The sequence below is a fragment of the Shinella sp. 1A1 genome (genome assembly GCF_055379515.1).
Window position 1 is genome coordinate 1420736 of sequence record NZ_AP039672.1, and the last position, 13811, is coordinate 1434546.

Annotated in this window: 13 protein-coding genes; 10 read left to right on the plus strand and 3 right to left on the minus strand. The window is 65.5% G+C overall.

Annotated features, from left to right (window positions below; genetic code table 11):
- Window positions 1-125: 125 nt before the first annotated feature.
- The gene (locus ACZ48C_RS23365; RefSeq protein ID WP_464783147.1) at window positions 126-641 is read right to left on the minus strand and encodes an RNA polymerase sigma factor; all 516 of its coding nucleotides are present in this window, start codon (window positions 639-641) and stop codon (window positions 126-128) included.
- A 221-nt stretch (window positions 642-862) separates the two neighbouring features.
- On the opposite strand from ACZ48C_RS23365, the gene ACZ48C_RS23370 reads away from it, so the two are divergent.
- Genes ACZ48C_RS23370 through ACZ48C_RS23385 form a run of 4 tightly spaced genes read left to right on the plus strand, consistent with a single transcriptional unit; the run spans window position 863 to window position 5119 of the window.
- A complete protein-coding gene (locus tag ACZ48C_RS23370; RefSeq protein ID WP_464783148.1) occupies window positions 863-1906 on the plus strand; it encodes an ABC transporter substrate-binding protein in 1044 nt (347 codons plus the stop codon).
- Window positions 1907-1917: 11 nt separating this feature from the next.
- Window positions 1918-3054 carry an ABC transporter ATP-binding protein gene (locus ACZ48C_RS23375; RefSeq protein ID WP_464783149.1) on the plus strand — a complete coding sequence of 379 codons (1137 nt, stop codon included), beginning with the start codon at window positions 1918-1920 and terminating at the stop codon, window positions 3052-3054.
- A 2-nt stretch (window positions 3055-3056) separates the two neighbouring features.
- A complete protein-coding gene (locus ACZ48C_RS23380) occupies window positions 3057-4304 on the plus strand; it encodes an ABC transporter permease (RefSeq protein ID WP_464783150.1) in 1248 nt (415 codons plus the stop codon).
- A 5-nt stretch (window positions 4305-4309) separates the two neighbouring features.
- A complete protein-coding gene (locus tag ACZ48C_RS23385) occupies window positions 4310-5119 on the plus strand; it encodes an ABC transporter permease (protein WP_415215352.1) in 810 nt (269 codons plus the stop codon).
- Between the two features lie 17 nt (window positions 5120-5136).
- Here the strand turns inward: ACZ48C_RS23385 and ACZ48C_RS23390 are convergent, their stop codons facing one another.
- Together ACZ48C_RS23390 and ACZ48C_RS23395 are read right to left on the minus strand one after the other, a co-directional pair.
- Window positions 5137-6012: a LysR family transcriptional regulator gene (locus ACZ48C_RS23390; protein WP_119255393.1), complete on the minus strand. Its 876-nt coding sequence runs from the start codon at window positions 6010-6012 to the stop codon at window positions 5137-5139.
- A 68-nt stretch (window positions 6013-6080) separates the two neighbouring features.
- Window positions 6081-7295, minus strand: coding sequence for a M24 family metallopeptidase (locus ACZ48C_RS23395; RefSeq protein ID WP_464783979.1), 1215 nt, complete (start codon window positions 7293-7295; stop codon window positions 6081-6083).
- A gap of 294 nt (window positions 7296-7589) precedes the next feature.
- On the opposite strand from ACZ48C_RS23395, the gene ACZ48C_RS23400 reads away from it, so the two are divergent.
- Genes ACZ48C_RS23400 through ACZ48C_RS23425 form a run of 6 tightly spaced genes read left to right on the plus strand, consistent with a single transcriptional unit; the run spans window position 7590 to window position 13768 of the window.
- Window positions 7590-8759, plus strand: coding sequence for a transporter substrate-binding domain-containing protein (locus ACZ48C_RS23400; protein WP_464783151.1), 1170 nt, complete (start codon window positions 7590-7592; stop codon window positions 8757-8759).
- Window positions 8756-9379, plus strand: coding sequence for an ANTAR domain-containing response regulator (locus tag ACZ48C_RS23405; protein ID WP_119255395.1), 624 nt, complete (start codon window positions 8756-8758; stop codon window positions 9377-9379). Before ACZ48C_RS23400 ends, ACZ48C_RS23405 begins: the two co-directional genes overlap by 4 nt.
- Window positions 9366-10259 (plus strand): ABC transporter permease, encoded by an 894-nt coding sequence (locus ACZ48C_RS23410; RefSeq protein ID WP_464783152.1) that lies wholly within the window; start codon window positions 9366-9368, stop codon window positions 10257-10259. The genes ACZ48C_RS23405 and ACZ48C_RS23410 overlap by 14 nt, the downstream gene beginning before the upstream one ends.
- Complete coding sequence (locus ACZ48C_RS23415; RefSeq protein ID WP_464783153.1) at window positions 10259-11179, plus strand: ABC transporter permease; 921 nt, start codon at window positions 10259-10261, stop codon at window positions 11177-11179. The genes ACZ48C_RS23410 and ACZ48C_RS23415 overlap by 1 nt, the downstream gene beginning before the upstream one ends.
- A gap of 29 nt (window positions 11180-11208) precedes the next feature.
- Window positions 11209-12834, plus strand: coding sequence for an ABC transporter substrate-binding protein (locus ACZ48C_RS23420; RefSeq protein ID WP_464783154.1), 1626 nt, complete (start codon window positions 11209-11211; stop codon window positions 12832-12834).
- Window positions 12824-13768 carry an acetamidase/formamidase family protein gene (locus tag ACZ48C_RS23425; protein ID WP_464783980.1) on the plus strand — a complete coding sequence of 315 codons (945 nt, stop codon included), beginning with the start codon at window positions 12824-12826 and terminating at the stop codon, window positions 13766-13768. Before ACZ48C_RS23420 ends, ACZ48C_RS23425 begins: the two co-directional genes overlap by 11 nt.
- Window positions 13769-13811 lie beyond the last annotated feature (43 nt).

Below are 13811 nucleotides of genomic sequence, written 5' to 3' on the forward strand. Positions count from 1 at the left end.
GGCACGGCCTTCCACAGGATGACGTTTCAGCCCGCACGATCTCACAACGAACCCTCGGACAGAGACGATGTCCGGGGTGCGTCGCGGGCAGGCTTCCTGTGCCGGGGCTTTGCTTCAACACGGTCTCATCCTCGATCAAGGCGGCTGAAAAGGTCCCGCAGACTGCCCATGACGAGCTTGACGTCATTGAAGACGGTGTTCGGGGACACGCCGAGATGCTCAGCGATCCGGGGATAGGACCATCCTTCCACCCTGCTGAGGAGCCAGACGCGCCGCGCCCGGTCCGGCAGTTGCGTGAGCAGGTCCTCGACATGCCGGAGCCGGTCGGCCTGGATCATCCGCTCCTCGGCCGAAGGCGTGGCGTCCGCCACGTCCAGCGCCGAGGGGTCCGCGGCATCCATGGTTTCGACATGGCCACGCGTCCTGTTCTTGCGCAGGTAATCGAGGGCGAGGTTGTGGGCGGTGCGATGGAGGAACGCCTCCACATGCTCAACCGACCCCTTTTCCATGGCACGCCGCACGCGCAGGTAGCTTTCCTGGGCAAGGTCCTCGGCGATCTGCGGATCGCGGACGACCCTGAGGGCCGTCGCCATCAGCGACCGGCGCATGCCGAGATAGATGCTTTCAAGATCAGCGGCCACGCTCTGCCTGCTACCAGTCCGGAAGTGGGCGACTACTAGACAGCAAAAACATGACTTTCAAGTTCATATTTATGCGCGCGCCCCGATAAGCGGCACTCATGTTCCCATGACAGCAACTTATTTGCGCCGCGGCATGTCGCAACATAGGCTTTCCCCATAGCCCGCAAACAAGACGGGCGCTGTGACGGGTACATCAGATCTGTCTCCAGAGAGGAATTTCCATGTTCAGAACACGCATGTTCCTGGCAGCGACGACGCTTGCCTATGGCCTCGCGCTCGGCACGACGATGGCCGCCGAGCCGCTTTCCGTCATGAGTTTCGGCGGCGCCTATCAGGAAGCCCAGCGAAAGGCGGTGTTCACCGCCTATGCCGAGGAGACCGGAAGGCCCGTCTCCGAGCAGGAATACGGCGGCGAGATCGCCAAGATCAAGGCGATGATCGACAGCGGCAACACGACCATCGACGTCGTCGACGTCGACGCCCCGACGCTGCTCCAGGGCTGCGACGAGGGCATTTTCGAAACGATCGACTGGGAGAAGATCGGGCCGAAATCGGACTGGCTCGCCGGCACGACGTCGGACTGCGGCGTCGGCACGATCGTCTATGCGACGATCCTTTCCTATGACGAGGACAAGCTGGCCAAGCCGCCGACGAAGCTGGCCGATCTCTTCGATCTTGCAAATTTCCCCGGCAAGCGCGGTCTGTGGAAGAACCCGGCGACCAATCTGGAATTCGCGCTGCTGGCCGACGGCGTCGCCCCGCAGGACGTCTATGCGACGCTCGCCACGCCCGAGGGCCTCGACCGCGCCTTCGCCAAGCTCGACACGATCAAGAAGGAGATCGTCTGGTGGGAAGCGGGCGCGCAGGCCCCGCAGCTCCTCGCCTCGGGCGAGGTGACCATGACGACGGCATGGAACGGGCGCATCTTCAACGCCAACAAGGAAGGCCGCCATTTCGGCATCGTCTGGGACAACCAGATCCTCGATTCCAACTACTGGGTCATCCCGAAGGGCGCGAAGGACATGGAGAGCTCGCTCGCCTTCATCCATTTCGCCGTCGAGCCGAAGGTGCTGGCCGGCATCGCGAAATACATTCCCTACGGCCCCGTCCGCACGACGGCCGCCGCGGAGGTGGCCTCCGACGATGCCAGGAACCTGCCGACCAGCCCGCAGAACCTGACGACCTCCCTGACGCTCGACAACGCCTTCTGGGCGGACCATGGCGACGAGATCCGCAAGCGCTTCACCACCTGGCTTTCCAACTGAGGAGCGCGCGGATGAACACGATGACGATGGAAAGGGGGCGCCTCGACGAGGCGCCGCCGATCACGACAGCCAGCGAGACCATGGTCGCTTTCGAGCGCGTGCAGAAGACCTATGACGGGCGCACGCTCGTCGTCGAGGACCTGAACCTTGCGGTGCGGCGGGGCGAATTCCTCACCATGCTCGGTCCTTCCGGCTCCGGCAAGACGACGACGCTGATGATGCTCGGCGGCTTCGAGCAGCCGACCAGCGGGCGCATCCTGCTCGAAGGGCAGGCCGTGGAACGCCTGCCGCCGGAGCGCCGCGACATCGGCTTCGTCTTCCAGAACTATGCGCTCTTCCCGCATATGACGGTGGCCGAGAATGTCGGCTTTCCATTGCGCTATCGCGGCATCAGGGGAGCGGAGGCAAAGCGCCGGGTCGAGGAAGCGCTTTCCATGGTCAAGCTCACCGGCCTTGGCGAACGCCGTCCGGTGCAGCTTTCCGGCGGGCAGCAGCAGCGCGTCGCGCTCGCCCGCGCCATGGTGTTCAAGCCGAAGTTGATCCTGATGGACGAGCCGCTCGGCGCGCTCGACAAGCAATTGCGCGAGCATATGCAGGTCGAGATCAGGCGGATCCAGCAGCAGCTCGGCATCACCATGGTCTATGTGACGCACGACCAGTCGGAAGCGCTCACCATGTCGGACCGCATCGCGGTCTTCCACGAAGGCCGCATCCAGCAGCTCTCCGACCCGATGACGCTCTACGACCGGCCGGAAAACCGCTTCGTCGCCGGTTTCATCGGCGACAACAACACGCTTGCCTGCGAATTCGCCGGGACGGAGAACGGTCTCGGCGTCGTGCGGATGCCGGACGGAACGCGGCTCTTCACGACCGGGCCGTCCGGCCAGGCGCGCGCGGACCTCACGGTCTCGCTCCGCCCCGAACGGCTGGGCCTCGACAGTCCAGACCGAAAAACTGCCGAAAACCGTATCCCCGCCCGCGTCCTCGACAGGACCTTCCTCGGAGATCGGGTGCGGCTGACACTGGAGGCCTTCGGCAGCGAGCGGCTCGTCGCTTCCGTGCCGGCCGCCGAGGGCGCGGCGATCCTGCCGGGAAGCCGCATCGGCATGGCCTGTTTCGCCGCCGATTGCCGAACGCTGACGAGGTAGCCATGACCGAGACCATGTCCCTTGCCATTCCGCCTACGTCGGGCAGCCTCGGCGCGGCCCTGCGCCGGGCCGAGCGGCCGAACCGCCTTCGCGCATTCGCGCTCGCGCTGCCGGCGCTCCTCTTCCTCGTCGTCACCTTCGCCGCGCCGATCGGCCTCTTCCTCACCACCGCCGTGCGCAACCCGGAGGTCCGCAGCGTCCTGCCGCAGACCGTCGCCGCGCTCGACGGCTGGGACGGGAGCGCCATGCCGGGCGAAGAGGCCTTCGCCGCGCTTGCCGCCGACCTTGCCCGCGCGAAGGAGGACAACACCGCCGCATCGCTCGGCAAGCGGCTGAACTACGAAAGCGCCGGCATGCGCAGCCGCATCATGTCCGTGGTCCGCCACCTCGGCAATCTCAAGGATGGCGCCCTCGCCCCGCAATTTGCGGCGCTCGATCCGGTCTGGGCCAGTCCCGACCTCTGGGCGATCATCAAGCGCAACGGCAGCGCCGTCACGCCCTATTACCTGCTGACATCCGTCGACCTCGCGCAGGACGCCTCCGGCGGCATCGAGCGGGTGGAGGCGAGCCAAGCGGTGTTCCTCGACATTCTCGGGCGCACGCTCTGGATCGCGGCCCTCGTGACCGCCGCGACGCTCGTCCTCGGCTTTCCCACGGCCTATGTCATCTCGCTGGCGCCGTCGCGCATCGCCGGATTCCTGCTGCTCCTCGTGCTGCTGCCGCTCTGGACGTCGCTTCTGGTGCGCACCACCGCCTGGGTCGTGCTGCTGCAGACGGACGGGGTGATCAACCAGATCCTCCTGGCGCTCGGCCTCACCACGGAAAAGCTCCAGCTCATGCTGACCCGCTTCGGCACCGTCACGGCGATGACGCATATCCAGCTTCCCTTCACGATCCTGCCGATCCTCAGCGTCATGAAGTCCATTCCGGAGGGTCAGATGCGGGCGGCGCGCTCGCTCGGCGCACCGCCCTTCTTCGCCTTCTGGCGGGTCTATGCGCCCCAGACGCTGCCGGGTGTCGCCGCTGGCTGCCTGATGACCTTCATCCTGTCGCTCGGCTACTACATCACGCCGGCCCTCGTCGGCGGCCCGCGCGACCAGATGATGTCCAACTTCATCGCCACCTACATCAACCGCGACCTGAACTGGGGCATGGCCGCCGCGCTCGCCTGCCTGCTCCTCGTCATGACGCTTTCCATCTATCTCCTGTTCCTGCGCCTCGTCGGCGCGGAGCGCATCAAGCTTGGATGAGAACAATGTGGCTTCCCGCTTACGCAACCCGCGGCGAACGGCTCTGCCGCCTCGCCGTCGTCGCCTTCGCCTTCGCCGTGCTCGTCTTCCTGATCGGGCCGCTCTTCGTCGTCTTCCCGCTTTCCGTCTCGAAGGACCCGTTCTTCACCTTCCCGATCCAGGACTATTCCTGGCGCTGGTATGCGGATTTCTTCGAGAACGCGCGCTGGACGCAGAGCCTCTTCAACAGCCTCGTCGCGGCCGCCTGCAGCACGGCGCTCGCCACGCTGCTCGGCACGCTCGCAGCGCTTGGCATCAGCCGGCCGGGCTTTCCGGCGCGAAAGGCGGTCATGGCGCTGATGATCTCGCCGATGATCATGCCCGTCGTCATCGTCGCCGTCGGGGCCTACATGTTCTTCGGCTCGCTGGGGCTTACCAATACGCGCACCGGGCTGGTGCTCGCCCATGCGGCGCTCTCGATTCCCTTCGTCGTCGTCACGGTGCTGTCGGCGCTTTCCACCTATGACGCCAACCTCTCGCGGGCCGGCGCAAGCCTCGGCGCGGGACCCGTCAGCGTCTTCTTCGCCGTCACGCTGCCGCTGATCCTGCCCGGTATCGTCTCCGGCGCGCTGCTCGCCTTCGCCGTCTCCTTCGACGAGGTGATCGTCGCCCTCTTCCTGACGGGCGCCGAACAGCGCACCCTGCCGGTGCAGATGTTCTCGGGCATCCGCGACCAGATCAACCCGACGATCATGGCGGCGGCGAGCCTGCTCACCACCGTCTCCATCGCGCTGTTCCTGGCCTTGAGCCTCATCCGCCGGGTGCGGCGGGCCTGATCGCGGCGGGTTTGCCCTCAGCCGTCCCGCGTCTCGGCGAGGAACGCATCCGCGAAATGCGCCGCAAAACTCTCCGCCACCGCGGAGCGCTTGCGGTCCGAGCTCAGATAGATACCGACGACGACGTCCGTGAGCCTTGGCAGGCCGAGGGCGTCGTCGAGCGTTGCAAGCTTCGACGGCAGGATGCGGCGGGCGAGGACCGTGTTGCCGAAGCCGGAGCCGACCGCCGCCTCGAGGCCGGAAAGGCTGGGGCTGGTATAGACGAGATCGTAGCCGCGCCCGTCGCGCTGCAGCGCCGTCAGCATCGCCCGCCTGTAGAGACAGCCTTCCGGATAGCAGACGATGCGCAGGTTGCCGCCGCCGTCGGTGACGAGCGAGGTCGGGCTGTCGCCGACCCAGGCGAGCGGCTCCTTCCAGGTCATGAACGCGCCTTCCGCCGGCCCGTCCGGCGTCATCGCCACGACGAGGTCGTAGAGCCCGTTGCGCAGGCCCTGCAGCAGGACATGGGAGAGGTCGCAGACGACCTCGAAGCGGAAGTCGTGGCCGCTGCGCGCAAGGCGCGGCATCAGCTTCGGCAGGAAATGATCGGCATAGTCGTTGGGAATGCCGAGGCGGATCTTGCCGTGCTGGTCGCGCCGCGACAGGCGCAGCACCATCTCGTCGTTGAGCGCCAGCATCTGCCGGGCATAGCTCGCGACAAGCTCGCCCGCCTCGGTCGGCTGGGCGCTGGCATCCTTGGCGAAGAGGGAAACGTTGAGCAGTTCCTGCAGCTTCTTCATCTGCAGGCTGATGGCCGGCTGGGTGCGGCCGAGCTGTTCGGCGGCGCGCGTGTGGCTGCGCAGGTCGATGACCGCCAGGAAGGTGCGAAGAAGGTCGGTCGGGATGTTTCTCACGGGGCGGCACCGCTTCCAAAAGGAAACGGGCCGATCGGACGGCCCGTTCCAAGTTGCCCGCGGACGGGTCAGGCGGGGAGGATATTATGCTCCGGACCGAAGGGGAAGCCCGTGATGTTCTCGCTGCCGGCTTCGGTCATCACCAGGATGTCGTGCTCGCGGTAGCCGCCGGCCCCCGGCATGCCGTCCGGAATGGTCAGCATCGGCTCCATGGAGACCACCATGCCCGGCTGGAGCACCGTGTTGATGTCCTCGCGCAGCTCCACGCCCGCCTCGCGGCCGTAATAATGCGAGAGCACGCCGAAGGAATGGCCGTAGCCGAAGGAGCGGTAGCCGAGCAGGCCGTGGTCGCGGTAGATCTCGTTGAGCTCGGCCGCCACGTCGCCGCAGCGCGCGCCGGGCTTGAGCAGTTCGAGGCCCCGACGGTGCACCGCGCAGTTGATCTCCCAGATGCGCAGGTGCTCGTCGCTGGCATGGTCGAGGAACAGCGTGCGCTCCAGCGCCGTATAGTAGCCGGCGATCATCGGGAAGCAGTTGAGCGACAGGATGTCGCCCTTCTCGACGCGGCGCGAGGTCACCGGATTGTGCGCCCCGTCGGTGTTGATGCCCGACTGGAACCAGACCCAGGTATCCATCAGCTCGGCATGGGGGAAGCGGCTCGCGATATGGCGGACCATGGCCTGCGTGCCGGCGAGCGCCACCTCGTATTCCGGCACGCCCTCGCGCACCGCCTTCGCGACGGCGGCCCCGCCGATGTCGGCGGTCCTTGCGCCTTCCTTGATGAGGGCGATCTCCTCGTCCGACTTGATCGTGCGCAGCCACATGGTCGGCGAACCGATGTCGACGAATTCGACATTCGGGAAGGCCTCTTCCAGCAGGCGGCGCAGCTCGAGATCGACCTGGTCGAACTCGATGCCGATACGCGAAGCCTTCGGCAGGAGCGTCTGCAGGGCATGGAAGAAGTTTTCGCGCTGCCAGTCCGTATAGGTGATGTTGTCGCCGAAGGTGCGGCGCCAGGGCTGGCCGGCATCGATGCCGGCGGAAACGGAGGTGGCCTTTTCCGGCGTGATGACGAAGGCGTAGCGCCGGCCGAAGGAGCAATAAAGGAAATCGGAGAAGTAGCAGATGTTGTGATACGAGGTCAGGATCGCCGCATCGAGCTTCAGTTCCTCCAGAATGCGGCGCATCGCATTCTGCCGCCGCTCCATCTCGCCCGCCGAGAAGGTCGGCTGTACCTTCCTGCCATTGTGCATCTCCTGCAGCCGCAGAAGCTGGTTGGGCATCCCCCGCGCAAACATGTTCATGTGAAGCTCCTTCTCCGCGCCAACGCGCTGTTTGACGGGGATCAGGGTAGGAACCTTCACGGGTTCTGGAAAATTAGAAGTTCCAATGCCCTCATAAGGAACGCGCCGCGGCGCCTGCGACACGCACGCAAGGAAATTCCCCAAAGCGGCGGCCGGCGGAAACAAGTTGACAAATCCGCCACGAACTCGGTAATTTCCGGAAAATTCTAATTGGCACTTGGGCCCCTCCGGAACCGATCGTTCCGGCGGGGCTTTTTTGTTTGGTTTCCAGGCATGGTCGCGAGCGGCAAGAAGATCATCTCCGTGGGAGTGCTGTTCTCCCAGTCCGGTCCCTACGGGCGGCTGGGATACGAGGGCTATCGCGGCGCGATCGCCGCGATAGAGGCCGTCAATGCGCAGGACCTGCCGTTCGCGCTGAAGCCCGTCGCCGCCGACCCGGGCGGCAATATCGACCGCTATGCGGCGCTGTGCGACGATCTCGTCACCGGCCATGGCGTGCGCCATGTCGTCGGATGCACGACGTCGTGGAGCCGCAAGGAGGTCATTCCGATCGTCGAGAAGCGCGATGCGGTGCTGTGGTACCCTTGCGTCTACGAAGGCTTCGAGGCGAGCGATCGCGTCGTCTATATCGCGGCCTGCGCCAACCAGCATCTGGTTCCGCTGATCGACTTCATCATGCCGCGCTTCGGCAAGCGGGCGATCCTGCTCGGTTCGAACTATATCTGGGGCTGGGAAACCAACCGTCTCGCGCGCGAGATGCTGCATGCGGCGGACGGCGAGGTGCTCAGCGAGCGCGCCGTCGCCATCGGCGACACGGATATCGGCCATCTCATCCGCGAGATCGAGGTCAGGAGGCCGGATTTCATCCTCAACAACCTGATCGGCGAATCCTCCTATGCCTTCCTGAAGGCCTATGCCGACCTCGGCCGGCGCGACCCCGATTTCCGCGCCACCGCGCGGCCGGTGCTCAGCTGCAATTTCTACGAAAGCGAGCTGGAAAGAGTGGGCGGGGACGCGGAAGGAAACTTCACCGTGAGCTGTTATTTCCGGTCGCTTCCCGGGGAGGCGAACCGGGCCTTTCTCGAAAAGGCGCAAGGCGACGACTCCGGCAGCGGGATCTCGGCCTTCTTCGCCCAGAGCTATTCCAGCATCCTGCTGATCGCGGACGGGATCGCCCGCGCCGGCACGGACGCCATCGAGCCGGTGCTTGCCTCCTGCAAGACGCATGCGACAAGCACGCCGCTCGGCGATATCATCGTCGACGCCCGCACCAACCATATCGCCCTGCCGGCCCATATCGGGCGGGCGCGCAATGACGGCGGGTTCGATATCGTGCACCTGGCGGAAAGCGCCATCCAGCCGGACCCCTTCATGGCCCGGACCCATCTGAAGTCCAGCATGAACGAGGGCCAGCAGCCCGGCTTCCTGAGGCTCGTCAAATGACCAAGACCGACCGATCCCTCGCCTTCCCCTCCTGGGGCGCCTTCGAAAACTGGACGGCGCTGATCGTCCACCGACGCCATGCCAATGTGGACGCCATCACGCAGCAATTGCAGCGCATCGGCGTCGAGGCGGTGGAGTGCTGGCCGGACGTGCCGGAGAATGCCGACATCTCCCCCTTCAACATCGTCTTCTTCGATGTCGACATGGGCTATGATGGGCAATTCCCCTGGCAGCCGCAGCAGGCGCCGGTGCCGACCGTGGCGCTGATCGGTTCCGAAGCGCCCGGGCGCATCGACTGGGCGCTGCGCCAAGGCGCGGATGCGCAGCTCATCAAGCCGATCGGCAGCGCCGGCGTCTACAGCGCGCTGGTCATCGCCATGCATAACTTCCATCGGCGGCATGCGCTGGCGACGGAGATCGGCGCGCTGCGCGACAGCCTCGACCAGCGCGAGGCGGTGGCGCAGGCGACCGCGATCCTGATGCTGGCGGAAAACATGTCCCCCAGGCAGGCCTACCAGAAGCTGCGCCTTGCCGCGATGACCGAGCGCGTCAGCGTCGAGGCCATGGCGCGGCGCTTCCTGAACGAACAGCAGGCAGGACCCGACCGTGAGCGCGCTTGATACCCTTCCCGGCAACCGGAAAAAGGCCGAGCGCGGCGTGTTCGCCCGCATCCTGCGCCGGCGGCTGGCGGTATTCGGCCTCTTCGTCATCGTCCTGACGGTCGTGGCGGCGCTCTTCGCGCCGTGGATCGTGCCCTTCGATCCGAACGAGCAGTTCTTCGACGGGCTGACGCTGGAAGGCGCGCCGCTGCCGCCCGACGGCAAGTTCTGGTTCGGCACCGACCTCGTCGGCCGCGACCTGTTCTCGCGCCTGATCTACGGCGCGCAGACCTCGCTGATCATCGGCGTGGTGGCGAACGGCATCGCCGTCCTGATCGGCTCGGCGGTCGGCATCTGCGCCGGCTATTTCCGCGGCTGGGTCGAGACCGTTCTGATGCGCTTCACCGACCTGATGATGGCCTTTCCGGCCCTCTTGCTCGCCATCGTGCTGGCCGCCATCTTCAAGCCGAGCCTGTGGATCGTCGCCATGGTGATCGCCATGGTCAACTGGGTGCAGATCGCCCGCGTGCTCTACACGGAGACCCGCTCGCTCTCCGAGCGCGACTTCATCGAGGCCGAACGGGCGATGGGTGCGGGCGCGCCGCGCATCATCCTCAAGCATATCCTGCCGCATCTCTTCTCGACCATGATCGTCTGGGCGACGCTCGGCATCGCCACCACGGTATTGCTGGAGGCGACGCTGTCCTTCCTCGGCATCGGCGTGCAGCCGCCGACCCCTTCCTGGGGCAACATCATCTTCGAGAACCAGACCTATTTCACCAGCGCGCCCTGGCTGGTCTTCATTCCCGGCGCGGCGATCCTGCTGCTGGCGCTGGCCTTCAACCTGGTCGGCGATGCCCTGCGCGACGTGCTCGACCCGACCCAGCAGGGACACCACTGATGCCCGCCTATATCGCCCGCCGGCTGCTCCAGACGCTGATGATCCTGATCGGCATCAGCTTCGTGACCTTCATCCTGCTCTATCTGGTGCCGGCCGATCCGGCGCGCCAGATCGCCGGTCGCAGCGCCACGACGCAGACCGTGGAGAACATCCGCGAGCAGCTCGGGCTGAACCTGCCCTTCTACGAGCAGTATCTGCGCTATCTGAAGGGCCTCGTGCAGGGCGATCTCGGGCGCTCCTATCTCCAGAAGACGGAGGTCGCCTCGCTCATCTGGTCGCGCCTTCCGGCAAGCCTCCTGCTCATGGCCGGGGCGATCGTCAGCGAGCTCGTCATCGGCCTCACCATGGGCGTCGTCGCCGCCACAAGGCGCGGCAGCCGCACGGACAACGCGCTGATGATCTTTTCCTTCGTCGGCGTCTCCGCGCCGCAATTCGTCATCGGCATCCTGATGCTCTACGTCTTCGCGGTGAAGCTCGGCTGGTTCCCGATCGGCGGATACGGCACGTTCCAGCACATGGTCCTGCCGTCGCTGACGCTCGGCCTGCTCGGTGCGGGCTGGTATTCGCGCATGATGCGCTCGTCGCTCCTCGACGTGCTGCGCCAGGACTATATCCGCACTGCCCGCGCCAAGGGCCTCGCCCGCTGGACGATCCTCTTCCGCCACGCCATGCCCAACGCCATCCTGCCGATCATCGCCATGATCGGCATCGATATCGGCCTGTTCATGTCGGGCATCGTGGTGGTGGAAAGCGTGTTCGGCTGGCCGGGCATCGGCCAGCTCGCCTGGCAGGCCATCCAGCGCGTCGACATTCCCATCATCATGGGCGTCACCATCGTTTCCGCCTTCGCCATCGTTCTCGGCAACCTTCTTGCGGACCTCATCACTCCGCTGATCGACCCGCGCATCAAGCTGCGGTGAAAAAACACTCCAGAGAGAAAGGGACAGACATGAAAAAAACACTTCTCGCAGCCGCATCCGTGCTTGCGCTTGGTCTTGCCGCCCCGCTCGGCGCAATGGCCGAAACCGTCAAGCAGGGCGGTTCGATGATCGTCACCTACAAGGACGACGTCTCCACGCTCGACCCGGCCATCGGCTACGACTGGCAGAACTGGTCGATGATCAAGTCGCTGTTCGACGGCCTCATGGACTACGAGCCGGGCACCACCAACCTGCGCAAGGAAATCGCCGAGGACTACACGATCTCCGAGGACGGCAAGACCTTCGTCTTCACCCTGCGCAAGGGCGTGAAGTTCCACAACGGCCGCGAACTGACCGCCGACGACGTCAAGTATTCCATCGAGCGCGTGGTGAACCCGGCGACGCAGAGCCCCGGCGCCGGCTTCTTCGGCTCCATCGCCGGCTTCGAGGAAGCATCCGCCGGCAAGGCCGACCATCTTTCCGGCATCACCGTGACCGATCCCTATACGATCAAGTTCGAGCTGAGCCGTCCCGACGCGACCTTCCTGCATGTGCTGGCGCTGAACTTCGCCCATGTGGTCCCGAAGGAGGAGGTCGAGAAATACGGCGCCGACTTCGGCAAGCATCCGGTCGGCTCCGGCGCCTTCAAGATGGCCGAATGGACGCTCGGCCAGCGCATCGTCTTCGAGCGCTTCAAGGATTATTACAATCCCGAACTGCCCAAGCTCGACCAGATCAACTTCGAGGTCGGCCAGGAGCCGGTCGTCGCGCTGCTGCGCCTGCAGAACGGCGAGATCGACATTCCCGGCGACGGCATTCCGCCGGCCAAGTTCATCGAGGCGACGCAGGATCCGAAGCTCAAGGAGCTGATCATCCAGGGCGGCCAGCTGCATACCGGCTACGTCACCATGAACGTGAAGATCAAGCCCTTCGACAATGTGAAGGTGCGCCAGGCCGTCAACATGGCCATCAACAAGGACCGCATCGTCCGCATCATCAACGGCCGCGCCCTGCCGGCCAACCAGCCGCTGCCGCGCTCCATGCCGGGCTATGCGGAAGACTACAAGGGCTATCCCTACGATCCGGAAAAGGCCAAGGCGCTGCTCGCCGAGGCCGGCGTTCCGGACGGCTTCGAGACCGAGCTGTTCGTCGCCAACACCGATCCGCAGCCGCGCATCGCGCAGGCCATCCAGCAGGACCTCGCCGCCATCGGCATCAAGGCGTCGATCAAGTCGCTGGCGCAGGCCAACGTCATCGCGGCCGGCGGCGAGCCGGACGGTGCACCGATGGTCTGGTCCGGCGGCATGGGCTGGATCGCCGACTTCCCGGACCCGTCCAACTTCTACGGTCCGATCCTCGGCTGCGGCGGCGCGGTCCAGGGCGGCTGGAACTGGTCGTGGTACTGCAACGAGGAGCTCGACAAGAAGGCGCAGGAAGCCGACGCGATGGTCGACCCCGCCAAAAAGGCGGAGCGCGAGGCGCTGTGGCGCGACATCTACCTGAAGATCATGGACGACGCGCCCTGGGCGCCGATCTTCAACGAGGAACGCTTCTCCGTGCGCTCCGAGCGCCTCGGCGGCCCGGATGCGATCTTCGTCGATCCCGTTCACATCCCGGTCAATTACGACGAGGTCTATGCAAAAGATGTGCAATAACTGCCAGTACACCATCCATGGCCGGCACCATCACTTCGGCTGGGACAATTCTTTCCAGCCGGCAGAGACGGTGGCTCCGGGCTCGACGCTGAAATTCGAATGCCTCGACAGCGGCGCCGGGCACTATCATCCCGGCAGCACCGTCGCGGACGTGTCGACGATGGATTTCTCCAGGGTCAATCCGGTCAGCGGCCCCATCTTCGTGGATGGGGCCAGGCCCGGCGACGTGCTGAAGGTCATCATCCATGAGTTCGAGCCATCGGGCTTCGGCTGGACGGCCAACATTCCCGGCTTCGGCCTGCTCGCCGACGATTTCAAGGAGCCGGCGCTGGCGCTGTGGAACTACAATCCCTCCACGCTGGAGCCGGCGCTGTTCGGCCAGCATGCGCGCGTGCCGCTGAAGCCGTTTGCCGGCACCATCGGCGTCGCGCCGGCCGAGAAGGGCCTGCATTCCGTCGTGCCGCCGCGGCGCGTCGGCGGCAATCTCGACATCCGGGACATTGCCGCCGGGACCACGCTCTACCTGCCGGTCGAGGTGGAGGGCGCGCTGTTCTCCATCGGCGACACACACGCCGCGCAGGGCGACGGCGAGGTCTGCGGCACGGCGATCGAAAGCCAGATGAATGTCGCGCTGACGCTCGACCTCATCCGGGACACGCCGCTGAAGATGCCGCGCTTCACCACGCCCGGCCCCGTGACCCGTCATCTCGATGCCAAGGGATACGAGGTCACCACCGGCATCGGCCCGGACCTGTGGGACGGCGCGAAGGCGGCCCTCTCCAACATGATCGACCTCCTCTGCCAGACGCAGAACCTCAACCCGGTGGACGCCTACATGCTCTGCTCGGTCTGCGGCGACCTGCGCATCAGCGAGATCGTCGACCAGCCGAACTGGGTCGTATCCTTCTACTTCCCGCGCTCGGTCTTCGAATAGGCATGCGGGGGGCGGCTCCGGCCGCCCCTCCCACAATCCAGAA

Coding starts and splice junctions, on each gene's coding strand:
- ACZ48C_RS23370 (WP_464783148.1), top strand. CDS start 863: ATGTTCAGAACACGCATGTTCCTGGCAGCGACGACGCTTGCCTATGGC.
- ACZ48C_RS23375 (WP_464783149.1), top strand. CDS start 1,918: ATGAACACGATGACGATGGAAAGGGGGCGCCTCGACGAGGCGCCGCCG.
- ACZ48C_RS23380 (WP_464783150.1), top strand. CDS start 3,057: ATGACCGAGACCATGTCCCTTGCCATTCCGCCTACGTCGGGCAGCCTC.
- ACZ48C_RS23385 (WP_415215352.1), top strand. CDS start 4,310: ATGTGGCTTCCCGCTTACGCAACCCGCGGCGAACGGCTCTGCCGCCTC.
- ACZ48C_RS23395 (WP_464783979.1), bottom strand. CDS start 7,295: ATGCCCAACCAGCTTCTGCGGCTGCAGGAGATGCACAATGGCAGGAAG.
- ACZ48C_RS23400 (WP_464783151.1), top strand. CDS start 7,590: ATGGTCGCGAGCGGCAAGAAGATCATCTCCGTGGGAGTGCTGTTCTCC.
- ACZ48C_RS23405 (WP_119255395.1), top strand. CDS start 8,756: ATGACCAAGACCGACCGATCCCTCGCCTTCCCCTCCTGGGGCGCCTTC.
- ACZ48C_RS23415 (WP_464783153.1), top strand. CDS start 10,259: ATGCCCGCCTATATCGCCCGCCGGCTGCTCCAGACGCTGATGATCCTG.
- ACZ48C_RS23420 (WP_464783154.1), top strand. CDS start 11,209: ATGAAAAAAACACTTCTCGCAGCCGCATCCGTGCTTGCGCTTGGTCTT.
- ACZ48C_RS23425 (WP_464783980.1), top strand. CDS start 12,824: ATGTGCAATAACTGCCAGTACACCATCCATGGCCGGCACCATCACTTC.